General features: G+C 32.9%; 27 protein-coding genes. 10 read left to right on the forward strand and 17 right to left on the reverse strand.

Annotated elements, in window-relative coordinates:
- Nucleotides 1–67 precede the first annotated feature (67 nt).
- From LWW95_01630 to LWW95_01655, 6 genes are read right to left on the reverse strand one after another with little or no spacing between them, the layout of a single operon-like run.
- Complete coding sequence (locus tag LWW95_01630; protein MDL1955743.1) at nt 68–943, reverse strand: ChaN family lipoprotein; 876 nt, start codon at nt 941–943, stop codon at nt 68–70.
- Complete coding sequence (locus tag LWW95_01635; GenBank protein ID MDL1955744.1) at nt 933–2,264, reverse strand: TldD/PmbA family protein; 1,332 nt, start codon at nt 2,262–2,264, stop codon at nt 933–935. Before LWW95_01635 ends, LWW95_01630 begins: the two co-directional genes overlap by 11 nt.
- Complete coding sequence (locus LWW95_01640; GenBank protein ID MDL1955745.1) at nt 2,257–2,727, reverse strand: N-acetyltransferase; 471 nt, start codon at nt 2,725–2,727, stop codon at nt 2,257–2,259. The genes LWW95_01635 and LWW95_01640 overlap by 8 nt, the downstream gene beginning before the upstream one ends.
- Before the next feature lie 3 nt (nt 2,728–2,730).
- Entirely contained in the window at nt 2,731–3,246 is a 516-nt protein-coding gene (locus tag LWW95_01645; GenBank protein ID MDL1955746.1) for a YkgJ family cysteine cluster protein, read from the reverse strand.
- Between the two features lie 2 nt (nt 3,247–3,248).
- Nucleotides 3,249–4,466, reverse strand: a complete 1,218-nt coding sequence (locus LWW95_01650; protein ID MDL1955747.1) for a SufD family Fe-S cluster assembly protein — start codon at nt 4,464–4,466, stop codon at nt 3,249–3,251.
- The gene (locus tag LWW95_01655; protein ID MDL1955748.1) at nt 4,459–5,238 is read right to left on the reverse strand and encodes an ABC transporter ATP-binding protein; all 780 of its coding nucleotides are present in this window, start codon (nt 5,236–5,238) and stop codon (nt 4,459–4,461) included. Before LWW95_01655 ends, LWW95_01650 begins: the two co-directional genes overlap by 8 nt.
- A gap of 154 nt (nt 5,239–5,392) precedes the next feature.
- Between LWW95_01655 and LWW95_01660 the strand changes: the two genes are divergently transcribed.
- Genes LWW95_01660 through cobA form a run of 3 tightly spaced genes read left to right on the forward strand, consistent with a single transcriptional unit; the run spans nt 5,393 to nt 8,080 of the window.
- Nucleotides 5,393–5,605 carry a zinc ribbon domain-containing protein gene (locus tag LWW95_01660; GenBank protein MDL1955749.1) on the forward strand — a complete coding sequence of 71 codons (213 nt, stop codon included), beginning with the start codon at nt 5,393–5,395 and terminating at the stop codon, nt 5,603–5,605.
- 26 nt (nt 5,606–5,631) lie between these two features.
- Entirely contained in the window at nt 5,632–6,561 is a 930-nt protein-coding gene (hemC, locus tag LWW95_01665; protein MDL1955750.1) for a hydroxymethylbilane synthase, read from the forward strand.
- Complete coding sequence (gene cobA, locus LWW95_01670; protein ID MDL1955751.1) at nt 6,545–8,080, forward strand: uroporphyrinogen-III C-methyltransferase; 1,536 nt, start codon at nt 6,545–6,547, stop codon at nt 8,078–8,080. Before hemC ends, cobA begins: the two co-directional genes overlap by 17 nt.
- On the opposite strand, the gene LWW95_01675 is transcribed toward cobA, so the two are convergent.
- Entirely contained in the window at nt 8,044–9,324 is a 1,281-nt protein-coding gene (locus LWW95_01675; GenBank protein MDL1955752.1) for a M23 family metallopeptidase, read from the reverse strand. The genes cobA and LWW95_01675 overlap by 37 nt on opposite strands.
- Nucleotides 9,325–9,343: 19 nt before the next feature.
- The gene (locus tag LWW95_01680) at nt 9,344–10,270 is read right to left on the reverse strand and encodes a manganese-dependent inorganic pyrophosphatase (protein MDL1955753.1); all 927 of its coding nucleotides are present in this window, start codon (nt 10,268–10,270) and stop codon (nt 9,344–9,346) included.
- 207 nt (nt 10,271–10,477) lie between these two features.
- On the opposite strand from LWW95_01680, the gene fusA reads away from it, so the two are divergent.
- From fusA to LWW95_01715, 7 genes are all read left to right on the forward strand, one after another.
- The gene (gene fusA, locus LWW95_01685; GenBank protein ID MDL1955754.1) at nt 10,478–12,508 is read left to right on the forward strand and encodes an elongation factor G; all 2,031 of its coding nucleotides are present in this window, start codon (nt 10,478–10,480) and stop codon (nt 12,506–12,508) included.
- A 37-nt stretch (nt 12,509–12,545) separates the two neighbouring features.
- On the forward strand, nt 12,546–13,979 hold the full coding sequence (gene gatB / locus LWW95_01690) for an Asp-tRNA(Asn)/Glu-tRNA(Gln) amidotransferase subunit GatB (protein MDL1955755.1): 1,434 nt from the start codon (nt 12,546–12,548) through the stop codon (nt 13,977–13,979).
- A gap of 197 nt (nt 13,980–14,176) precedes the next feature.
- Nucleotides 14,177–14,317 carry a 50S ribosomal protein L34 gene (gene rpmH, locus LWW95_01695; GenBank protein ID MDL1955756.1) on the forward strand — a complete coding sequence of 47 codons (141 nt, stop codon included), beginning with the start codon at nt 14,177–14,179 and terminating at the stop codon, nt 14,315–14,317.
- A 5-nt stretch (nt 14,318–14,322) separates the two neighbouring features.
- The gene (gene rnpA, locus LWW95_01700) at nt 14,323–14,667 is read left to right on the forward strand and encodes a ribonuclease P protein component (protein MDL1955757.1); all 345 of its coding nucleotides are present in this window, start codon (nt 14,323–14,325) and stop codon (nt 14,665–14,667) included.
- Entirely contained in the window at nt 14,664–14,873 is a 210-nt protein-coding gene (gene yidD, locus LWW95_01705) for a membrane protein insertion efficiency factor YidD (GenBank protein ID MDL1955758.1), read from the forward strand. The genes rnpA and yidD overlap by 4 nt, the downstream gene beginning before the upstream one ends.
- Before the next feature lie 18 nt (nt 14,874–14,891).
- Entirely contained in the window at nt 14,892–16,481 is a 1,590-nt protein-coding gene (gene yidC, locus LWW95_01710; GenBank protein ID MDL1955759.1) for a membrane protein insertase YidC, read from the forward strand.
- 11 nt (nt 16,482–16,492) lie between these two features.
- The gene (locus LWW95_01715; protein ID MDL1955760.1) at nt 16,493–17,170 is read left to right on the forward strand and encodes a Jag N-terminal domain-containing protein; all 678 of its coding nucleotides are present in this window, start codon (nt 16,493–16,495) and stop codon (nt 17,168–17,170) included.
- On the opposite strand, the gene LWW95_01720 is transcribed toward LWW95_01715, so the two are convergent.
- From LWW95_01720 to LWW95_01760, 9 genes are all read right to left on the reverse strand, one after another.
- Nucleotides 17,167–17,463, reverse strand: a complete 297-nt coding sequence (locus LWW95_01720) for an MTH1187 family thiamine-binding protein (protein ID MDL1955761.1) — start codon at nt 17,461–17,463, stop codon at nt 17,167–17,169. The two genes, LWW95_01715 and LWW95_01720, sit on opposite strands and share 4 nt — an antisense overlap.
- A gap of 8 nt (nt 17,464–17,471) precedes the next feature.
- Nucleotides 17,472–18,140 (reverse strand): endonuclease III domain-containing protein, encoded by a 669-nt coding sequence (locus LWW95_01725; protein ID MDL1955762.1) that lies wholly within the window; start codon nt 18,138–18,140, stop codon nt 17,472–17,474.
- Nucleotides 18,130–19,533, reverse strand: a complete 1,404-nt coding sequence (gene gltX / locus LWW95_01730; protein MDL1955763.1) for a glutamate--tRNA ligase — start codon at nt 19,531–19,533, stop codon at nt 18,130–18,132. The genes LWW95_01725 and gltX overlap by 11 nt, the downstream gene beginning before the upstream one ends.
- The gene (amrB, locus tag LWW95_01735) at nt 19,530–20,333 is read right to left on the reverse strand and encodes an AmmeMemoRadiSam system protein B (GenBank protein ID MDL1955764.1); all 804 of its coding nucleotides are present in this window, start codon (nt 20,331–20,333) and stop codon (nt 19,530–19,532) included. Before amrB ends, gltX begins: the two co-directional genes overlap by 4 nt.
- Nucleotides 20,334–20,391: 58 nt before the next feature.
- Nucleotides 20,392–21,219: an ABC transporter permease gene (locus LWW95_01740; protein MDL1955765.1), complete on the reverse strand. Its 828-nt coding sequence runs from the start codon at nt 21,217–21,219 to the stop codon at nt 20,392–20,394.
- Nucleotide 21,220: 1 nt separating this feature from the next.
- Nucleotides 21,221–22,198, reverse strand: coding sequence for an ABC transporter permease (locus LWW95_01745; protein MDL1955766.1), 978 nt, complete (start codon nt 22,196–22,198; stop codon nt 21,221–21,223).
- Nucleotides 22,180–22,773: a C-GCAxxG-C-C family protein gene (locus LWW95_01750; GenBank protein ID MDL1955767.1), complete on the reverse strand. Its 594-nt coding sequence runs from the start codon at nt 22,771–22,773 to the stop codon at nt 22,180–22,182. The genes LWW95_01745 and LWW95_01750 overlap by 19 nt, the downstream gene beginning before the upstream one ends.
- 92 nt (nt 22,774–22,865) lie before the next feature.
- Nucleotides 22,866–23,801: a biotin--[acetyl-CoA-carboxylase] ligase gene (locus tag LWW95_01755; protein MDL1955768.1), complete on the reverse strand. Its 936-nt coding sequence runs from the start codon at nt 23,799–23,801 to the stop codon at nt 22,866–22,868.
- Nucleotides 23,794–24,708: a TIGR01212 family radical SAM protein gene (locus LWW95_01760; protein ID MDL1955769.1), complete on the reverse strand. Its 915-nt coding sequence runs from the start codon at nt 24,706–24,708 to the stop codon at nt 23,794–23,796. Before LWW95_01760 ends, LWW95_01755 begins: the two co-directional genes overlap by 8 nt.
- Nucleotides 24,709–24,711 lie beyond the last annotated feature (3 nt).

The raw sequence follows: 24,711 nt of genomic DNA on the forward strand, positions 1-24,711 counted from the left end.
CTTTTATTAGGCAAGAAAATGTTTCATGTGAAACATTTTAAGAATTATACCTATATTTTTTGATTTTTTAATTGGTAAGGTAAATAAAATCTCCTATTTTAGACTCAATCTTACCAGATGATGTGGGAATGACAGTAAGGTATGAGGTAGGTAATCGACGGTATGCTCTTTCTGGAATACCAAATTTATATATAATATGTCCTTTACCTGTTAAAACCAATAAATGTTTATTAGGATGCTTTTTAAGATATTCTGCGATTGTCTCAGCCATAGTTTCATCCCAAACACATTGAGCTTCATAAAAATAATTAAATTTTTTTTCCTTTATTTCTTCAAATGCTTTATGTCTTTCAAATTCTCTCTTAACAAATTCTTGATGTTCTTGATTTGTTAAATCAATTTCCTTAGCAATATATTCTTTTTCACCTGGTAAAAGTGAATTAAGTCCATAATTAGCCACTTTTTTGACTAATCCAGGCGGAGCATTTAATGCAATAAGTGGGATTTTTTCTTCTCTAGCAAACCAAAAAATATCTCGATAATATGAAAAATCGTGTCCCCACAATTTTTCCCATTCAAGCTGATTTAGCAATTCTTCTTCAGTTATTTCCCCTGCTATCCAACGATCCAATACCTTTTGACGACTACGCATTACCATCTCTAATCCAATTGCTAATTCTATACCCCTTTCTAAAAGTGCTTTAGCAACTTTTAATTGAAAAAGATGGTCTGTTTTTCTACCATGACGTTCACCCAAATAAACTATTTGCACATTTGTTAAATATGTAATAAAATCTTCCCACAAAATAGAATTCATAGTTTTTGTTTCAACAATTGTTTGCGGAGCAAAACATATTTTTCCTTCTTTTAAAGAATAAAGACATACTTGAGTAGCGCATCCAAAACAAAGGATAAATAAAAGAAAAAATTTTTTAATTTCCACTAACTTGCACCCCTTCTATCAAAACACTAGGGGAACCACAATTGCCAAAAAATTCTAAATCATTACCAATAGCTACAATTTTTTTAAACAAATCTATTATATTTCCTGCAATAGCAATGCTTTTAACAGGAAACAGCCTATTTCCTCCCTCAATCCAATATCCAGCTGCCCCTACTGAAAAATCACCAGAAATAGGATCCGCTGTATGCATACCAAGTACATCAGTAATAACAAGTCCTTTATCTAATGTTTTTAAAAGTCTTTCAAAACTTAAATCATGTGGCTTTAAATAAAGATTAGTTATTTCTACTTTAGGTGGTGCTTCAAGACTCATACGTCCAGCATTACCAGTTGATTTTTTATCTTCTTTTGCTGCTGTATAACTATCATAAAGGAATCCTTTAATTGTGCCATTTTCTACAAGTATTGTTCTTTGCTGTGGTATACCTTCATCATCACATGGGCGAGTGGCATAACCATTAGGGTAAAGACCATTATCATAAATATTTACAAGATTTGACATGATTTTTTTTCCAAGATGTGGAGCTAAAAGCGATTTTCCTTTTTGTACTTCATCAGCAAGAAAAGAAGAACTCAAGATTTGAAGAATTTCGCTCATTACACGATTTGTAAAAATAGCATTAATCTTTTGTGTAGCAATGGGTTTCCCTCCTAAAGCATCAGCAGCTAATTGCGCAGCTTTTTTACCAATAATTTCTGGATTTAAATTATTAAAAAATGGGTTAAAAGCATAATGCCACCCCATTTCTGCTTCGCCTTTTTCTTCTGCCATTACTAATACACTTCCGCTAAAAAGTGTGCGTTTATAGGAAAAATTTAGACCATGATGATTAGCAATAAAAATTTGTGCAGCCATTTCTTGAAATTGAGAATGGCGAACTTTTTTAATGCAGGGTGCATAATCTTTTGCAGCCATTTCCATTGTTAAAGCAAAATCTATTTTTTTAGAAAGAGATAAATTTTCTATTTCTTTATCATAAACAGAAACTATAGGGTAATTTCCTATAAAATTAGGGAAATTTAAAAATGGATCAGGAGTTGTTACTTGTGCGCTAGAAATTGCTTGCTTTATTAAATAATCAATTGTACTTTCTGTAATCTCCGTAATATAAGCAAAACCCAATCGTCCTTCACAAATTATTCTTAAACTTATTCCTCTGTTTTCAGCAACATTTAATAACTCCACCTCTTTATCTTTTACATCAATTATTGTTCTTTTTACATTTATTGCGTAAATTTCATAATTTTTTATTCCTCTTTTTTCTATTTTTTCTTGACATAACTTTATCCACTTATTCATTTTTAAACTCCCAAATCATAGAAATTTCATCACATAAATCAGGATACTTAGGGCAACGAATACAATCTGCCCAAATTTTATGTGGAAGAGATTCTTTTTCTATTTTCTTAAATCCCAATTGTGAAAAAAAATTAGGTTTATAAGTAAGAGTAAAAACACGAAAAATACCAAGAGAAACTGCTTCTTGTAAACAGACTTGTACTAAATGTTTACCAATACCTTGATGCTGATATGCCTCTTTTACTGCTAAAGACCTGATTTCAGCTAAATTTTCCCAAAAGATATGAAGTGCACATATACCTATTACTTCATTTCCTTGACGACAGACAAAAAAATCCCTTAAAAATTCATAAATTTCGCTTAAAGGTCTTGGTAAAAGCAAACCCTTTTTACCGTAATAAGTCAAAATTTCATAAATTATCTTTGTATCTTTTATTTTTGCCTTCTCAAAAATATAATTCATATTTTATAATCGGGAAAAAATTTCTTTAAAATTTGGAATTTCGCTAATTTTTAAGCGTAAGGGGAGATCTAAGTGATATTTCTTTACAAAAAGATAATTTATGCTAGCTAGAATTTTATTCATAAGATCCAAATTTAATACATATTCAGAAGGAAGGGCATTGAGATCATATTTTGAAAAGTTTTTAGGACAGACAGTAATTAAAGGATAACCTTCTTTTTCACCTTCTCGACTCCAAAGAGGGTATCCTTGAGTACGGCAGATAAGGGGACGAAAGGAATATGCAAGACAAAGATTTTCTTTTAAAAGTGGACACTTTCCTGATTCTTTCTCTATTGACTTAGGCCAACCTTGCCAGAGATAATAAGCTTCAATAGGAAAAATACCAAATTCTTGCTGGCAACAATCAGTACAGCCAACTTGACAATGGATTTCAGATCCAAATTTTTCCTTTACTCTTGCAAGAAAAGCTTCTACCTTATTTACTAATTTAAGATAATCAGCAAGTATTTCAAACATAGTTACATCACATCTTTTTCTGTAACTTCAATAGCCTTATCTAACTCTGCCTTAAGTTCTGGAGGTAATCCCTTTATATCTACACGTAAAAATCCTCTTACAATAAGAGAAGTCGCTTCAGTTTCACTTAATCCACGAGCCATAAGATATTCAATTTGATCCTGAGCAATTTTGCCTACTGCTGCCTCATGTGACATCTCTACACCACCTACATGCCCTTCAAGCTCTGGGATGGCATGAATAATACCTTTTTCACCTAAAATAAGACCTTTACATTCAAGATGTGCCTTAATACCAGGAGCCTCTCCGATAAGATGACCACGAGCAATGATTGTGCCACCAGTAGTAATAGAACGAGAAATTACTTCTGCTCGACAACCTTCCTCTTTTAGAAATACTTTTGTTCCTGTATCTAAATGGGAACCTTCAGGAGCAAGAAGAATATTATTAAATTCAGCTCTTGCATCTTTTTTTAGATATACAGTGGGAAAGGTCTGTAAATCAGCAACTTTTTTTAATAAAATATAATTTGAAACAAAAGTACCACCTTCTTCTACAATAATTCCTGTACGCGGTCTAATTGCCATTTCCTCTGCCCAGTTATGTATCATTGTAAAAATGCAAGTTGCTCCTTTTTTAATAAAAAACTCTGAAATCCCCAAATGTAACCCTGTACGTATTCGATGGGAAGCAGCGCAACCAGTAATTAAATTTAACTCTGAACCTTCTTCACAAATAATGATGTTATGTATAGATTGAATAAGACCTTCTTGGGACATAAATAAACATGCTTGTAAGGGAAAAGCAGTTTTGACTCCAGGCAATACCCTTATAAAATAGCCATGTTTTTGGTAAAGAGCAACATGAGCTGTATATTTATCCATATCTACAGATAAAGCTTTCCACCAATATTCTTTAAGCCACTCATATTTAGCTAATGCCTCTTCTATACTCAAAATCTCAACACCTTCTTGTGCCACTTCATAATGTACTACTGAATGATCTATTTGAAAATAAGAACCTCCTCTTTCCTTTCCTTCAGGTTCAATACCTGTTTCTAACATTTTTTTTTGCTCTTCTTCTGATAGATGTGAGATTTCTGAAATAGACAATTTTTCTGCCTCTTGCCTAAATGTTTCTATATTTATATCTTGACCATAAACTGCCTTTTTATTTATGGCTTTTTCTGCTTTTTCTCTAATTTCCTTCAGCTCATTCATGCAAACCTCCTGGTAAACAGGCACAACGCACACACTCTTCATATCCTCTTTCACTAATAAATCTAAATATTTCATATGGATTACCACTACAGACTAATTTTCCATCAATAAGAACATGTCCTTTATCTGCTCCTACATAATTTAAAATCATCCCTGTGTGGGTAATAATAAGACCAGATTTTTGTCTCCGTTTTTTTACTAATACCCGAGATTCTTGTGGCCCAACTTTTAATCCATCTCTTTCAAGAATTATATTAATTATTCGACCAATAAGTGCTATATTTTCCATATCTACACCAGACTCAGGTTCATCTAATAGGAGTAAATCTGGCCACTGTGCCCACAATTGTAAGAGTTCTGACCGTTTTATTTCTCCTCCTGAAAAACCTACATTTAAATCCCTTTCTAAAAATTCAGTCAAATTTAATTCTTTAGCCATAGCAAAGATGTTCTTATCCTTTGTCTTACAAATTTCTACTAATTCAGCAAGTTTTACACCTGGAATACTAGGTGGACGTTGAAAAGACATTCCCATGCCTAAACGAACACGTTCATTTACTGGCAAAGAAGTAATGTCCTGACCTTTAAATAATATTTTTCCAGAAGTTATGTGATAATTAGAAAATCCCATAATGGCCATAAGAAGTGTGGTCTTTCCAGAACCATTTGGTCCAAAAAGACAATGTACTTCTCCTGCTTTAATTTCCAAAGTTAGTCCTCTAATAACTTCTTTCCCACCAACTTCCACATGCAGATCCTGAATGCAGAGCATCTTTTCCTCACTATTACAATTTTAAAGCATTGAACCACTTTTGACTTAAAAAATCAATATTAAAAACAAAAAATTTATTCAGGAAAATAATTGCCCTCTTGCCTATTTGATTTAAAATGTTTAGAAAATACCAATCAACTAAAGGAGGTAGGTTATGCCTATCTATGAATATGTATGTGAAGATTGTGGAGAAAGATTTGAATGTTTGGTCTTTGGTAATGAGAAAATAAGTTGTCCAAAGTGTAAAGGGGAAAATTTAAAAAGATTGATTTCTGGCTGTAACTTTAGTTTTGGTTCAGGAAGTACAAAGAGTAATACTTCAATTAGTTCTAGCAGTAGCTGTGCTACCTGTTCAGCTACAAGTTGAGCCACTTGCCGTTAGGAGGGCTCTGGATGAGCCCTAAAAAAATAAGGATTGGCACACGCGGAAGTATTCTTGCTTTAAAGCAAACTGAGTGGGTAGTAGATCAATTAAGATCAATTTATGATGTAGAAGTTGAGATTAAAATTATAAAAACAAAAGGGGATAAAATTCTTGATGCTCCATTGGCACGCATTGGTGGAAAGGGCTTATTTGTAAAAGAAATTGAAGATGCATTATTAAAAGAAAAGATAGATTTAGCTGTTCATAGTCTTAAAGATATACCTACTATTTTACCAAAAGGATTGTGTTTAGGAGCAATTACTGTAAGAGAGGATCCAAGGGATGCTATTATTACAAAAGAGAATATTCCATTTAAAGAATTACCAAAAGAAGCTACAATTGGCACAAGTTCTTTAAGACGTCAAGCACAATTATTACATTTTAATCCTAATTTCAAAATTATTCCCTTAAGGGGTAATGTTGATACAAGGTTAAGAAAATTAAAAGAGCAAAATTTAGATGCTATTATCCTTGCTAGTGCTGGTTTAAAGCGTCTTGGACTTGCTGATAAAATTACTGAATATTTGCCATTTGATATAATTTTGCCTGCTATTGGACAAGGTGCCTTAGGGATTGAGATTAGGGAAGAAAAAAAATGGCTTGAATTTGTTGCTCCTTTAAATCATACCCCTACTGCATTAGCTATTAATGCTGAAAGGGCATTTTTAGAAAGTTTAGGTGGGGGATGTCAAGTACCAGTAGCAGCTTATGCTATTTGTAATGAAAATAAAATAAAGATTACTGGTATGATTTCTGATACAGATGGTAAGAGATTCTTTAAACATACAATTGAAGGGCTAGCTAAGGATGGAAAAAAATTAGGTAGAGAATTAGCACAGATTCTTCTCAAACAGGGAGGAAGGGAGGTTTTAACTGAGATTTATGGAGAAAAAAGGTAAAGTTTATTTAGTTGGAGCAGGCCCAGGTGACCCAGGATTACTCACTTTGAGGGCAAAGGAAGTATTAGAAGAAGCAGATGTCATTGTCTATGATTATTTAGCTCATCCAGAAATTTTAGAATTTGCTAAAAAAGCTGAAAAAATTTATGTAGGAAAAACAGCTGGCAAACATACACTTCCTCAAAATGAAATAAATCAACTTCTTATTGATAAAGCAAAGGCAGGAAAAACAGTAGTAAGACTTAAAGGTGGTGATCCTTTTATTTTTGGCAGAGGGGGAGAAGAAGCAGAAGAATTGGTAAAAGAAGGGATTCTTTTTGAAGTTGTACCTGGAGTAACTTCAGCCATTGCTGTTCCTGCCTATGCAGGTATACCACTCACTCATCGGGCATATGCATCCTCTGTAGCCTTTGTTACTGGACATGAAGACCCTAAAAAAACTGATTCAGCCATTCATTGGGAAAAATTAACAAAAGGAGTTGATACATTAGTATTTCTTATGGGAGTAGGAAGACTACCTATTATTGTTGAGGAACTTTTAAAACATGGTCGTTCTCCAAATACGCCAGTAGCTATTATTCGTTGGGGAACATTGCCTGAACAAGAAACAATTATAGGGACATTAAATGAAATTGTGGATAAGGCAGAAAAAAAAGGTATAAAACCACCAGCTATTATTGTTGTTGGTGAAGTGGTAAGATTAAGAGAAAAACTTAACTGGTGGGAAAAAAAACCTCTATTTGGGAAAAAGATACTTATTACAAGAACGCAAGAACAAGCAAGTGAAATGGCAAAAATGCTGCGTATATTGGGTGCCAAATGTTATGTAGTACCTACTATTGCTATTGTTCCACCATTAAACTGGGAACCATTAGATAACGCTATTGCTCAATTAAATAAATATGATTGGTGTCTTTTTACTAGTGTAAATGGAGTAAAGTATTTTCGCCAACGTTTAGAATCTTTAGGTAAAGATGTGAGGGTTATGAATAGTGTAAAAATTGGTGTTATTGGTGAAAAAACAGCTCAAGCTTTAAAAGAATGGGGAATTTTCCCGGATCTTATGCCTAAAGAATTTCGAGCCGAAGCTTTAGCTGAAGCTTTAAAAGAAACAGGCATTAAAGGTAAAAAAATTTTATTAGCTAGGGCAGAAAAAGCAAGAGATATTTTACCAGAGGAATTAAAAGCAGCTGGTGCAGAAGTAGATATTATTCCTGTTTATAGAACTGTTTTGCCTAAAGAGAAAAAAGAAGATATTAAAAAAATTTTTAAAGAAGGTATAGATATTATTGTTTTTACTAGTTCTTCAACTGTAAAACATCTTGCAGCTCTCATTGAACCTAAAACACTTTCTGAATTATTAAAAGATGTAACTATTGCTTGTATTGGGCCAGTTACTGCTAAAACACTTTCTAATTTTGGCTTAAAAACACATATTATGCCAACTACCTATACTATTAAAAGCTTGATCGAAAAAATAGTTCAATGGGAGATAACATCGGATTTTAACATAGCATAATTAAAGGATTTTTCTAATAAACAGCGAAGATAATTCATTTGTTTTTTAAAAGTATTAAGATATTTAGGAGGTAATGGTTTTACAGGTGGTGATTTAAATTTTAAATAATTTACAAATTTATTATCAACAAGAAAACGAAAATCTAAATGTGGACCAGTGGCAAGTCCTGTTGAACCTACATATCCAATCACTTGCCCTTGTTTAACTCTGCTTCCCACTTTTAACCCTTTGGCAAAACGGCTAAGATGTCCATAAGTACTAACATAGCGATGAGTATGTCTGATTTTGATAAATTTACCATAATCTCCTTTCCAACCCATATAAATAATCTTCCCATCAGCTACTGCTTCAACAGGAGTACCTATAGGAGCAGCATAATCTATACCTAAATGAGGGCGAATAATACCAAGGATTGGATGTAAACGATGATAAGAAAAGTGAGAGCTTATTCGTTTATATCGTAAAGGAGATTTTAAAAATGCCTTACGTAATGGTCTTCCTTCTGCATCATAATATTCAATTCGGCCATCAGGGGTTTTAAAATAATAGGCTTCAAATAATTTTCCTTTATTTAAAAATTGAGCAGCTAAGATACGTCCATAACGTAAGAATTTTCCATCGATATAAATTTTTTCATAAATAAAACGATACTTATCACCAGGACGGATATCAATAAAAAAGTTTATATCCCAAGAAAAGATGTCTGCTAATTCTAAACCCAATTCAGGATCAATTTCATTTTCTAATATTGAGGCATAAAGGTTTGTTTTTATTTCTCCTTCTATTTTATCAAGAAATGTATAAGTAGGTATTTCTTTAACCCATAGAGCAATACCAAAAGGTGTTAAAGTAAAAATATAATTTTTTTCTGGTGAAGGTGAAAATATTAATTGTTTTAATGCTTTATGCTCAAAAACCAATTTTAACTGATCCCCAGGTTTTATTTTATTTAATGGAAAAACTTTTTTAAAACTTTGAGCCAGTTTATAAGAAAGATATGATGGAATTTCATAATTTTTCATTAATACTTGTAATAAGGTTTCATTTTTTTTAAAAGAATACTTAATAACTTGAATATTTTTTAATTCTTTTTGTTTCCAGCTAAAATAATCAAAACTTGTTGGAGTGATTGTAGATTGTGAGGTCTTATTTTGAAAGTAAATAAATAGTACAATAATGGATAGAAATAAGAAAGAAAAGATATGTTTCAAATTTTTCCTCAAAGGAGAAAAAAGGGCAGGCATGAGACCTGCCCCTTAAGAGCTAAATTTCAGCAAATGCCTTTTCTAAAGGTGGTACTACTTGCTTTTTACGGCTCATAACCTTTTCTAACCAAACAGACTTTTCCTTTAAAGGAATACCAAAAGCCTTTTCTACTACAGCAGGTTCATCAGTAACTACAAGCAATTCCGTTGCTTCTTTCATTATATCTGTTAACATGAGAAAAACACTATGTCTTTGAGCTTCCTCTTTTACTTTTTTCATCTCTTCATAAATAGAATCCTTTATATCAGCCAAAAGAGACAGGTCAACTATTTCTATTTGACCAACACCTACCTTCTTTCCAGACATCACATAATCTTTAAAATCTCTAAAAATTAAATCTCTTGGAGTCTTTCCAGCAATGTCTGATTTAGCTTTAAACATCTCCATAGCATAAGCCTCAATATCTTCAATTCCCGCAATCTTAGCTAATTCTTTTGCTCTTTCTTTATCCTCATCTGTAGTAGTAACTGATTTAAACATAACTGTATCACTTAAGATAGCAGATAACATAATTCCTGCAATCTCTTTTGGAATTTCAATCCCAAAATAATCATAAAGTTTCTTTATTATAGTACAGGTGCAACCAACAGGCATAGCTAGGAAGAAAATAGGGTTAGGTGTAGTAATGTCACCAATCTTATGATGATCTACAATTTCAACAACTTCAGCCTTATCAAAATTGTCTGGTGCCTGTGTTGTTTCGCTATGATCTACAATAATAAGCTTCTTACCAGTTGCATCTGTCATTAACTCAGGTACTGGTATGCCAAATTTCTTTAAGACAAAATCAGTTTCAGTATTTAGTTCCCCTAACCTTGCTGGTACTGCATCTACTCCAAGCTTTTTCTTTAATTCAGCATAGGCAATAGCTGCACATATACTGTCAGTATCCGGACTTTTGTGACCAACTACATATACAGGCATTTTTCCCTCCTTAAAAACTTATTTTTCTAAAATAATCGCAAAAATCATTGTTTTTCTAACACATAATCTATACTTTGTCAAGTATTTTTTAATCACAAAATCCGATTGATTTTTGTTAAAAGAAGACATTTGGAAGAAAAGGATGAATCCCTTTGGCATTTGTCCATTCTTGACACATTAGGGAAAATCCTTTAGTTTCAAGATTTAATGCGAGGTTATAATATAAAACGAGTACGCAATATTGGAATTATTGCCCATATTGATGCAGGTAAAACGACTATTTCTGAACGTATTCTATATTATACTGGCAAATCTCATAAAATAGGTGAAGTTCACGATGGTCAAGCTATCATGGATTGGATGCCTGAAGAAAAAGAAAGAGGCATTACTATTACTTCAGCTGTAACAACCTGTTATTGGCGGAATCATGAGATTCATCTGATTGATACTCCTGGGCATGTAGATTTTACTATAGAAGTTGAGCGTTCTTTAAGGGTATTAGATGGAGCTATTGGTGTTTTTTGTGCAGTAGGTGGGGTAGAACCACAATCAGAAACAGTTTGGCATCAAGCTGATCGTTATCGTGTGCCAAAGATTGCCTTTGTTAATAAAATGGATAGGATTGGTGCAGATTTTTTTGGCACTGTAAATCAAATGGTAGAAAAATTAGGAGCAAATCCTCTAATCCTTCAGCTCCCTCTTGGTACAGAGCAAAATTTTAAAGGTGTGATTGACCTTTTACAGATGAAAGCCATTATTTGGCATGATGAAACTTTGGGTGCTACTTATGAAATGATAGAGATTCCGTCTGAATATGAAGAGATTGCCAAAAAGTATCGAGAAGAACTTTTAGAAAAAGTGGCAGATATAGATGAGCATATTATGGAACTCTATTTAAATGAAATTTCTATCTCTTTAAATGATTTAAAACAGGCTATCAGAAAAGCGACTTTAGAACTTAAACTTGTACCTGTATTATGTGGAGCTGCTTTAAAAAATCGAGGGATTCAACCTCTATTGGATGCTATTGTAGATTATCTTCCTAGCCCTTTAGATATTCCTCCTATAAAGGGTGATAATGCTATTACAGGTAAGTCTGAAATGCGTCCTCCAGATGAAAAAGCTCCATTTTGTGCATTAGCTTTTAAAATCATGTTAGAACAGGGGAGGAAATTGACTTTAGTAAGAGTATATTCAGGGAAAATAAAAATAGGGGAAGAGGTATATAATCCAAGACAGAAGGTTACTGAACGAATTGCCCGTATATTTAGATTACATGCTGATAAAAAAGAAAGGATGGAAGAGGTAAAAGCTGGAGATATTGTTGCCTTTGCCGGTTTAAAACATGTTACTACAGGGGATACTTTATGTGATAAAAATCAACCTATTATTCTTGAACCTATGGATTTTTATAAACCTGTAATTTCTATTGCTGTTGAGCCTAAAACTAAGGAAGATGCTGAAAAGGCTGTTTTTGGTTTAAATAAATTAGCTGAAGAAGACCCAACTTTTCAAGTAAAAATTGATGAAGATACAGGTCAAACTATTATTTCAGGAATGGGTGAATTACATTTAGAAATTATTATTTCCCGTTTGAAAAGAGAATTCCATGCCTGCGTAAATACTGGCAAACCACAAGTAGTTTATAGGGAAACCATTACACAGGAAGCAATGGGTGAGAAGATTTTTAGAAAAGAGCTTGGAACAAATATTCATTTTGGTCATGTGAAAATTAAAGTAAGACCATTAGATCGTGGGATGGGAATTAAGTTTAAGCGTACTATTTCAGAAACAGAAATACCGTCTCATTTTTGGCCTGCTATTGAAGAAGCTTTAGAAAACATTTTACATCAAGGAGTAATAGCTGGTTATCCTATGACAGATATAGAAGTGGAGCTTTGTGGAGGAAGTGTTGAAGAACATGCAACAGAATTGGGTTATCGAGTAGCTGCTTCTCAAGCATTAAAAGAAGCATGTGAGAAGGCAACACCAATTCTACTTGAACCTGTGATGAAACTTGAGGTAGTTTTACCTGATGAGTATTTGGGTGAAGTAATAGGTGATATTAATAGTCGTAAAGGATTAGTAGAAACTATTGAAAGGAAAGGGAAAGTAACAATTGTTACAGCGATTGTGCCATTATCTCAAATGTTTGGTTATTCTACAATTTTGCGTTCTTTGACACAAGGACGTGGCTCTTTCACTATGCAATTTTCACACTTTGATAAAATAGAATAGTTGATTTATTTTTCTGAAAGTTGTAATAATAGTCACCATGAAATATGAAGCTATTATTGGACTTGAAGTCCATGCTCAACTTTTAACAGAAAGTAAAATTTTCTGTGCTTGTTCTACAGAATTTGGTTCACCACCCAATACTCATGTCTGCCCTATCTGTTTAGGCATGCCAGGAGTTTTACCAGTACTTAATAAGCGAGTAGTAGAATTTGCATTAAAGATGGCCTTGGCTACCCATTGTCGGATTAACCGTTACAGTGTATTTGCTCGTAAAAATTATTTTTACCCTGATTTACCGAAAGGCTACCAAATATCTCAATATGAACATCCTTTGGCTGAAGACGGTTGGGTGGAAATAGAAGTAAATGGAAAGAAAAAACGCATTGGTCTTATCCGTATACATATGGAAGAGGATGCAGGCAAACTTATTCATGACCCAATAAGACCTATAAGTTATGTAGATTTTAACCGCACAGGTGTACCTTTAATTGAAATCGTTAGTAAACCAGACATCCGTACTCCAGAAGAAGCAGTAGCTTATCTTAAAAAGTTGCGTAATATTTTACGTTATTTAGGTATTTGTGATGGGAATATGGAAGAAGGTAGTTTTCGCTGTGATGCCAATGTTTCAGTAAGACCATTTGGTAGTGAATCATTTGGGGTTAAAACAGAATTAAAGAATATGAATTCATTTAAACATGTTCAAAGAGCATTAGCTTATGAAATTGAACGACAAATAACTATTTTAGAACAAGGAGGTGAGATTGTTCAAGAAACTCGGCTTTGGGATGAAACAAAAGGTGTTACTCGTTCTATGCGAGGTAAAGAGGAAGCTCATGACTATCGTTACTTCCCAGATCCAGATTTAGTCCCAATAATAATAGAAGAAAGTTGGATAAAAGAAATAGAAAAGGCATTACCAGAGCTTCCAGATGCCAAAAAGGAAAGATTTATGAAGGAATATGGCCTACCACCTTATGATGCAGAAGTATTAACATCTGCTAAAGAATTAGCTGATTATTTTGAATCAGTTGTAAAGGAAAATGTAAATCCTAAAATGGCTAGCAATTGGATTATGTCAGAGCTTTTAGGGAAATTGCATCAAGATAAAAAGGATATCACACAATGTCCGGTAAGTCCAAAGCATATGGCTGAATTAATCCAATTGATAGAAAAAGGCACTATTAGTGGTAAAATTGGTAAAGCTGTTTTTGAAGAAATGTATAATACTGGAAAGTCACCACAAAAGATTGTTGAAGAAAAAGGATTAATGCAAATTACTGATGAAAATATTTTAAGGAAATTAGCAGAAGAAATTATTGCTGCCAATCCAAAACAGGTAGAAATGTATCGTGCAGGTAAGGAGAAGATTCTTGGTTTCTTTATAGGAGAAATGATGAAAAAAACGAAAGGGAGAGCCAATCCTCAACTGGCTAATAGGATCTTTAAAGAGTTATTGCAAAGTAGTTGACGGAAATAGAGATTTTTGTTATCAAAGGGCACTAAAAGTAAAAAATGGGAAGACATAAAAAAATTGAACGGCGCCGAGAGATAGAAAGGCGAAGGAGGAGGCGTTTAAAAAGACTAAAATTAAGAGCCAAAGGGCTCTTACCACCTCCGGAGCCACAGGTAAAAAAAGAAACAAGTAAGGAGGAGTCATAAAAGAGGATGAAAAGGACTTACCAGCCACACATTAAGAGGGGCAAGAGGGTGCATGGATTTCGGGCCAGGATGAAGACAAAAGCTGGTCGTAAGATTTTAAAACGGCGCCGGGCAAAAGGGAGAAAAAGACTTACAGTTTTTAGTTAAAATGCATGAAATTATTTGGGTTTTCCAAAAGGGAACGTATTCGGCGCCAAAAAGAATTCCTGGCTGTTTTAAAGAAAGGAAAGAAGTGGCAAACTTCCCATTTTGTGATTTTTTTAAAGCCCAATACTCAATCATGTACGAGATTAGGTATTAGAGTAGGACGTGATGTAGGGAAGGCAGTGAAAAGAAACCGAATAAAACGATTGATACGAGAATTTTTTCGGTTACACAAATACGAATTACCAGTTGGACATGATGTGGTAATTATGGTAAAAAAAGATGCAACTTCTTTAAGTTACCATCAAGTATGTAAAGAATTATCTCAAGTTTTATGTCAGAGAAAAAGATGAAAGTATTTATCATTTTTTTGATAAAGCTTTATCAAAAAATATTTTCTCCTTTTATCCCATCCTCTTGCCGTTTTTATCCCTCCTGCTCAAATTATGCTATAGAGGCCATTAATCGCTATGGCCTCTTAAAAGGAGGGTTAAAAACGCTCTTACGTGTGGCTAGGTGTCATCCTTTTCATCCTGGTGGATATGATCCTGTAAAATAAAATTTGTTTGGAGAAGATATGGCTTATCGAGCGCTTTTAGCATTTGTGCTTTCTTTATTGGTGATTGTTATTTTTAATTATTTCTTTGCTCCTAAACCTCCTGTTAAAAAAACATTAGAAATAGCAAAGTCTGTTGAGAAAAAAGAAGTAAAGCAAATAAAAGAAATCAAAAAAGAAGCACTTATTTATCCAGAGGAGAAAGCTAAAGGATTAGGAAGAGAGATTATAGTTTCTACACCACTTTATAAAGTAATTTTTTGTGAAAGAGGAGCAAGAATAAAGGGATTTATACTTAAGAAATATCGTCAAACTGTTGATCCATCTTCTTCACCTCAAGAAATCATTTTTAGCAAAGCTCCATATTTACCTTTAGGAATACGTTTCTTACAACAAAAGATCTCTTTAAATAACTTGTTATTTAAAGCAAATAAAATTCATTTAAATGTATCAAAAAAACCTCAAACTTTAAACTTTGTAGCAGAATTAAATGGATTAAATGTTCAGAAACAATTTGTATTTTATCCAGATGATTATCGCATTGATTTTTATTTAAAATTTTTAAATAAAAGCAACAAACCATTTCAAGACAATGTCTCTATAATATTAGCAAATCAATGGTTAAATAAAACAAAATATGGCTTTTATGGTGGAGTTGCCTTTATAAATAAAAAGTTTGAAGAGATAAAGATGAAAAAAATAAAGGGGGAGGTGATAAAGACAGGAGAACTTCTTTGGGCAGGTTTAAGTGATAAGTATTTTACAACACTTATTATTAATCCTGAAGAAAAAAAAGGCACTTTTATTCTTCAGAAAAAAAAGGACACTTTACTAGGAGAATTGATAATACCACCGATAGAAATAAAACCTAATGAAGAAAAAACAATTTCTTTTTTGCTTTATTTTGGGCCAAAGGAGATAAAAAGGCTTAAAAAATTAGGGTTTCATCTGGATAATGTGGTTCAATTTGGTTTTTTTGCTCCATTAGTTAAAATATTATTATATGCACTTAATTGGTTTTATAAATTTACTCACAATTATGGTATAGCTATCATTTTGCTCACTATTGTTATAAAAATTCTCTTTTGGCCTCTTACTCACAAAAGTTTTAAATCTATGCAAGACTTACAAAAGTTGCAGCCCCATATTGCTAGAATTAGAAAACAATACAAAGATGATAAAGAGGCGTTAAATAGAGAATTGATGAATCTTTATCGCACTTATAAAGTGAATCCTTTTGGAGGATGTCTTCCTATTTTTCTACAAATCCCAGTATTTTTTGCATTATATAAGCTTCTCTTACATGCTATTGAATTAAGGCATGCTCCATTTATTACTTATTTGCCATTTACTAAAAAAATCTGGTTAGCAGATCTTTCAGCTAAAGATCCATATTATATTACACCTATTTTAATGGGTATTTCAATGGTTGTACAACAAAAGATGACGCCAAGTAGTTTAGATCCAAAACAGTCAAAATTCATGTTGCTTGTACCTATATTTTTCACTTTCCTTTTCTTGAATTTTCCTTCAGGTTTAGTGCTTTATTGGTTAGTGAACAATATTCTTTCCATCATTCAACAATTTTACATTAACCGAAAAATTAAATGATGGAGGCAGCGATGGAAACCTATGAATTTGAAGGAAAAACAGTAGAGGATGCCATTAATAAAGCATGTGAAACTTTAAAAGTTAAAAGAGAAGATTTGGAAATAGAGGTTATTTCTGAAGGGAAAGCTGGCATTTTTGGATTAGTAGGGTTAAAAAAAGCTAAAATCAAAGTAAACTTTAAAAAGACTAAAGAAAAGGCAATCGAACTTGCTCGTGAAATGCTTGAAAAATTGTTATCCTATTTTCCAATGCCTACAAAAATTGAAACAGAAATAACTGAAAAAGAAGTTAGATTTAACATTATTGGAGATGGTTCAGGAATATTGATTGGAAAGCAGGGACAAACACTTTCTGAACTTGAACATCTTTTCCAAAAAATGGTACAAAAACAATGGAAGGGTGTATTGCCTGTAAGAATTGTATTAGATGCAGAGGGGTATCGCAAAAGACGAGTAAATAGTTTGATAGAATTAGCTAAAAAACTTGCAGCAAGAGTAAAGAAAACAGGAAAAGTATTTTCCACTTCTCCTTTACCTGCTTCAGAAAGAAAGATTATTCATTTAACATTACAAAAAGATAAACAAGTAAAAACAGAAAGTGTAGGAGAAGGAGAATTAAAGCGAGTCAATATTATTCCATTGCAACGGAAGCATACTAGATGGCAGCCACAACAAACGAATAAGAGCTAAAGTTTTTTTAATACAGATTGAACTTTATCTTCTATAGTTGCAGTTTTGTCACGGCGGTCGTCTATTTTTATAAAGGTAACAACACGCTTGATCTCATTTTTGAAACAAGCTTCATGCATTTGGCGTATAATTGATAAAATTACATCTAAATCTCCTTCAATAACAGTACCCATAGGTGTAATTTCATATTTTAAACCACTTTTTTTCAATACTTCAAGACTAGCTACAACATAATCGCCTACACTAGGAGTGGATGTTCCCAAAGGGATAACGCTAACTTCAACAATTGCCATTTTTTACCTCACTCAAAATTTTTTAAAGGACATTTTTTACAAATAGGCTTTGGACGACAATAATTTTTCCCAAGTGCAACAAAAAGGGCATGGTATTCATTAAATAATGCTTCATCTTCTGGTAAATGATTTATAAAAAAAGCCCTTATCTCTTCATAATCATATTCTTCTGGTATAAGATTATGTCGAGATAAAATTCTTTTTGTATAAGTATCTACAACAAAGGTAGGTTTTTTGCCTGCATAAAGAAGGATACTATCTGCTGTTTCAGGACCAATGCCTGGAATTTTAAGAAGTTTTTGTCGAATTTTTTCTACATCTTCTTTAAACATTTTTTCTAAGCTTCCTTCATATTCTTCAAAAAGAAATTTAAGAAAGTTTTTTAAACGTTTGGCTTTAATATTAAAAAATCCAGCTGGACGAATGAGCTCTTTTAGATAAGAATAAGGTAATTCAAAAAGTGCTTTTGGTGTCAATACATTTGCTTTTTTCAAATTATTAATAGCTTTTTCAACATTTTTCCAATTAGTATTTTGAGTAAGAATAGCTCCAACAATAATTTCAAATGGTGTTTCTCCTGGCCACCAATGTTGAGGCCCAAATGTGTTATAAAGAATATGAAAAATTTCCATAAGTTTTTGACCAATAAAAGTGGTTGGAAATCCTTTATAATTCATATTGCTTATTTAAAAGATTAATTCCTTTTTTCAACCTCTCTATTACTCTTTCCTTTCCTAGTACTACCATTATTTCAAATAAACCAGGGCTAACTGTACGTCCAGTTAAAGAGACCCTGATTGCCTGTGCAAAATTTCTTGGTTTTAATCCATACTTTTCTTGAATATTCCTAAATGTTTTTTCTAATTTTAATTCATCTAATACAGGCATCTCTATAATAGCACTTAACATCTCTTCTAAAGCAGGTTTTATTTCTGGTATTAAAAATTTTTCCACTGCCTTAGAATCATATTTGGGTTCTGGTAGGAAATAAAAATCTGCCATTTCTGCCATTTCTTCTAATGTTTTTGCCCTTGTATTTAAAGTCCTTACTACTTTTATAACATAATCTTTAGGAGTAGGAGGATAATTCTTTTTATTCAAAAAAGGTATAAGAAGCTCAGCTAAATTTTCATCTTTTAATTCTTTAATATAATGAGCATTAAGCCAAAGGAGCTTTTCAAAATTAAATATTGCTGGTGATTTGCCTATCCGAGAAATGTCAAATTTTTCAATTAACTCCTCAAGACTAAAAATTTCTTGATCCCCATAAGACCAACCTAAACGTACTAAGAAATTTACTAATGCCTGTGGTAAAAAACCTTTTTCTCTATATTCCAAAATAGATGAAGCACCATGTCTTTTGCTCAATTTGCTTTTGTCTGGCCCTAAAATCATAGGAACATGAGCAAATTGAGGAGGTTTATAACCTAAGGCTTGATAAAGCTGTAATTGTTTTGGTGTATTATTAATATGGTCATCACCACGGATTACATGAGTAATACCCATTAATGCATCATCTACAACAACGACGAAATTATAAGTAGGAGTACCATCACTACGTTGAATAATCCAGTCATCAAGCTCTGCATTGTTAAAGATAATTGGCCCATGAATTAAATCATTTAATATTGTTTCTCCTACAAGATTGCTTTTAAAACGCACTACTGCCCCAGGCTTAGGTGGCAGATTTTTATAACGACAAGTGCCATCATAACGGGGTTTTTTCCCTTGAGCCAATGCTTTTTGCCGCTTTCTTTCTAATTCCTCTGGTGAGCAATGACAATAATATGCCTTTCCTTCAGAAAGAAGACGTTCAATATGTTCTTTATAAATATTTAATCTTTCTGATTGAAAGTATGGCCCTTCATCCCAGTTAAGTCCAAGCCACTTTAAACCTTCTATGATATCTTCCACATATTCTTTTTTAGAACGAACCTTATCTGTATCCTCAATCCTTAAAATAAATTTTCCTTTATGATGACGGGCAAAAAGCCAATTAAATAATGCTGTTCTTGCTCCACCAATATGAAGATAACCTGTAGGACTAGGGGGAAAACGAGTTATAATCATTTTACAATAATTCCGGCATATCCAACCACTTGATTAAGATCACCTGTAATATCACCTGAGGTAGCATAATTTATAAGCTCTGCTTTTTTTGCCCCAAGAGCAATAGCAGTAATGAGCATAACTGTAGTAGGGATTACACCACACATAGTAATATGTTCTGCAATAACAATGTCATAAAGATCATTAGGATTAAGAGAAAGTATTTTATCAATAGCTAATTTATCTTTCTTTTTTGCTATCTCATGTGATTCATAATGGGTCATATCGCTGCTTGCTATAATAAGCACAGGCTTTCCATAACTTTTTATTGCCCTAGCCAAACCATTGCCTAACAATTCACATTTACTATAAAGGGTATGAGCGAGCACAATAGGAACAAAGCTAAAATCTTTTTTTAGATATTGCAAAAATGGCAATTGAACTTCAATTGAATGTTCAAAACGATGAGCATATTCATCTATAGTAAAAAGTCTTTCTTCTTTTAAAATTAAATTGGCAAGCTCTTCATTAATTGGAACTTCACCAAATGGTGTAAGCCAACTACCTTTATTCATAACAGCAAAGGCATCCCCCATTCCTGTATGATTAGGACCAATTATAATTGCCGTATCTGGTATAATTATCCTTCCATAAACTTCTCCTGCTACTTTACCACAAAATACATAACCAGCATGAGGTACCATTATTCCAATAACTTCTGTCTTCTTTAATCCTTTTGGTATATATTCTTCCATATAATCACGTAATACATCTGGCTCATATGGATAAAATTGACCAGCAACAATAGGCTTTCTTATCATCACAAACTCCTTTTATTTTTGAAAAACTATAACATAGTCATAATTTTAGAGCAAGAAATTATTCTAGTCTTGGGTCAAGGGCATCCCTTATAGCTTCACCTAAAAGATTATAAGCAAGAACCGTTAAAAGTATAGCTAGACCTGGAAAGACAGAAAGCCACCAGGCTATCTCCAAATTATCCTTTCCAGCAGTCAACATATTACCCCAACTAGGAGCTGGTGGCTGTACACCAATACCTAAAAAACTCAAAGCAGCCTCTGTAAGAATAGCTCCAGGAATACCCAAAGTAGCTGAAACAAGAATAGGGGCAATAGCATTAGGTAAAAGATGAACTAAAATAATGCGAATATCACTTGCCCCTATAGCTTTAGCAGCTAATACAAATTCTCTTTCTTTAAGGCTTAAAAATTCAGCACGTACCAATCTAGCCACACCCATCCAGCTAGTTAAGCCAATCACCACCATTATATTCCAAATACTTGGTTCTAAGAAAGCGATAACAGCTAAGATGAGAAAAAAACTGGGGAAACAGAGCATAATATCTACTAATCTCATTATTATAGCATCTATAATTCCTCCATAATATCCAGCTAAAGCACCAAAAAAAGTGCCAATAATAACTGCAATGCCTACAGCAACAAATCCCACTTTAATAGAAATCCTTGTTCCATAAATCAGACGCGAAAGTACATCTCGACCAAGCATATCTGTGCCTAAAGGATGGGCTTTTGAAGGAGGTAAAAGCACTGCCTTTGTATTAACTTCCAATGGGTCATAGGGAGCAATCCAAGGGGCAAAAAATGATATGAAAAAAAGGAAAAGAAGAAAAATAGCAGAAATTATACCTAATTTGTTATTTAAAAATCTTTCCCAAAATTTATACATTTTACTTTCCTACCCTAATTCTTGGGTCTACTAAGGCATAACTTATATCAGCAATTAAATTGCCAAGTAGTGTCAATACTGCACCAATAACAAGACATCCCATAATCGTAGGATAATCTCTGGACATAACACTGGCATAAAATAATTGACCCATTCCAGGAATAGCAAAGATAGACTCAAAGATAACACTACCACCAATTAATCCTGGCACAGAAAGACCTAAGATGGTGATAACAGGTAAAAGGGCATTCTTTAAGGCATGTTTGTAGATTACTGCTTTTTCAGGTAAGCCTTTTGCCCTAGCAGTAAGTATATAATCTTGCCTTATTACCTCAAGCATACTGGCACGGACAAATCGAGAAAGACCTGCTAAACCACCAAAGGCAGAGACAAAAACAGGTAAGATTAAATGTTTAGTTAGATCTAAAAACTTGCTAAAAGGGTTTAGTGTTTCATAGTTTAAAGATTTAAGACCTGAAAGTGGTAGCCATCCTAATTTGATGCCAAAGAGCATCATAAGTAAAAGTGCAAGCCAAAATCCAGGTGTAGCATATCCAATAAATACAATTACTGTTGTTATTTTATCAAAAAGGCGACCATGTTTGACAGCAGCTATTACTCCTAATGGAATAGCAACAATAAAGATAAGAAACATAGAAAGTAGATTAATGGTAATGGTTATAGGAAGACGCTCTTTGATTTTCTCCCAAACAGGTCTTCCATCAGGAGAAAAACTACGACCAAAATCTAGCTTAAGTAACCTTTTTAACCAAAGCCAGTATTGTTCATAAAGTGGTTTATCTAAGCCATAAAGCTTTTTTAATTTTTCTTGAAATTCTGGAGAAACCTTTGGATTAAATTCAGTATAAATATCCACAGGACTGCCTGGAGCAAGATGGATCACAATAAAAGAGATAAGTGTGATACCTAAAAATAAGGGGATCATAAAAAGAAGACGCTTTAATAGATAGAAAAGCATCCTTTTATATCTTTACAAAATAAGCTTCCTGTTTTCTTTTTGAAATCAACAGCAATTTTATGAGATTTAATCATAGAGAAAACATTTTGCAAGGGGATTGGCCATTTGTTTTCTAAAAGACTTACATTCATAATTTTTAATATAACAATACCACAAATATCAAATGTATAAGCAAGACCACCCTCAAAGACCTTAGCAGCTCTTTGCAAAAAATATGGCAATTTTTGAGGTAAATAGCAGCTAGGAGATATAGTTAAATTTTTTGGTTTATCTATTGATAAATTTTTTACCCAAAGTGCAGTTTTCCCCACTATTTCAAGACAGAGTCTTTTTCTTTTAATAAATTTTTTTAATTCATAAGGATGCCAGTTTAAAGAACCTATTAAGTCTTTGCAAAAGGTATAGCCAAACTCTAATTCAAAATTTCTTTTTAAGATACGTACAGCTATAAGATTTTCTGGATATGGTAATAAAAATCCTAAAGCAAATGCACCACCTAAAAGCGCCCCACAAGTTAAACGCATGCCAGCCAATCCACCTCCAAATCCACCACTTGCACTTAAAATTAAATGCATTGTTTTTTTATCAAAAGCTAAACTAGCCTTAATGACTGCCTGACTTCATGTATAACCAAGGCGCATATAATGTCTTGCAGCTTCCAAAGGACTCATCTCAAATGAATACAATCTCCAGCAAAAATACTTTTTAAAGATCCTTCTGAAGTTTTTATTAAAAGAGCACCATAGGCATCAATATCTATTGCCTTACCTATTATTTCTCCATTTATTGTTATAACTTTCACTATCTTATTTAAAGTAGCAGAAAGCCTTTTCCATTCTTCTAATAAATCAGCTTTATTTAATAAAGCTTGAGTCTCTTTTAACTCTTCCAACAAAGAATAGAAAAAACTTTTTCTATCAACTTCTTTTCCTAATATTTCTTTTAGGGAAATTGCCGTTTCTTCTTGTTTAGAGATAATGTTATTTACATTTATACCTATTCCCAAATTAACATAATTTATTTTATCTATCTCTGCATCCATCTCAGCTAAAATACCACATATCTTTTTACCATTAACTAAAACATCATTAGGCCATTTCAATTCTGCCTTTAAATTAAAAAGCTTTCTGATTGTCCTTGCTACAGCTATTGAAGCCATCAAATTTATTCTTGGAGCATATAAAGGAGTAATTTTTGGTCTTAAAATAACAGTAAAATAAATTCCACCTTTTGAAGAAAGCCATTTTCTGCCCAATCTTCCTTTACCCTGAGTTTGAGTTTCTGCAATTATGATTGTCCACTCCTTTGCTCCCTCTTTAGCCATTTTTCTAGCAATATTCATAGTTGAATCAAGTTCATTGAAATGGAAAATTTTTTCTTCCCAGCCAGGAAACTCATAAGGAAGTAATAAATCAGGAGAAGAGATTAAACGATAACCTTTTTGTGAAGCATCTATTATATAACCATCCTGTTGTAAGTTGCGAATATGTTTCCAGACAGAAACTCTTGAAATACCCAATTTTTTACTTAAAAATTCACCAGAAACATATTTAGGATTTTCTTTTAAGAATTTTAAAATCTTTTGTCTTGTTTTTTTAACCATCAAAAAATTTACCTTGATATGTATCTTTTTCCTCTAATGTATTCTTAATTAAATTAAGTGTTTCTCTTTTTCTCAATGACCAATCTGGAGCAACAAGCTCTTCTGGTCTTGGATCACCCATAAGTCTTTGGACAACAATATCTTTTCTGAGTCTTTCAAGACAAGAAACCAAAATTTCAATAAATTCTCTTTGCTCAAGAGGTCTATATTTTCCTTCACGATATAATTTTTCCATAAGTGTACCTTTTACTATATAAAGATGATGAAATTTAATACCATGTATTGGAAGCTTAGATAAAGCATCTACTGTTGCTAACATATCCTCTTTTGATTCCCCAGGGAGTCCTAAAATAATATGGACACAGATAAGTATATTTCTTCCTGTTGTTATCTCTATTGCTTTTAAGAAATCTTCATAAGTGTGTCCACGTCGAATAAATTCTAATGTACGATTATGAATAGACTGCAATCCATATTCTATCCAAACATGATATTTATCTGTATAACTTTGGATCAATTTTAAGATTTCTTCATCCACACAATCAGGTCTTGTACCAATAGCAAGTCCAATTATGTCAGGGTCAGAGACTGCTTCATCATAAATGGTTTTAAGCTTATAAATTGGTGCATAAGTATTGCAAAAGGATTGAAGATAGGCAATAAATTTTTTTGCTTTAAACCTTTTTTTTAAAAAAATTTTCCATTGTTTTATTTGCTCACTAATAGATATACCTCTTGCATAAGCTCCAGTACCAGAACCATAAGGATTGCAGTAAATACATCCTCCCTTTCCTTTTGTGCCATTTCTTGTAGGGCAGGTAAGCCCTGCATCAAGAGGGATTTTATGGACACGACAACCAAATACTTTTTTAAAAAAGGAATTTAAAGAATAGTAACGTTCTCTCATAAA

The sequence above is a fragment of the Candidatus Desulfofervidus auxilii genome (assembly GCA_030262725.1).
Classification (GTDB): Bacteria; Desulfobacterota; Desulfofervidia; order Desulfofervidales; family Desulfofervidaceae; genus JAJSZS01.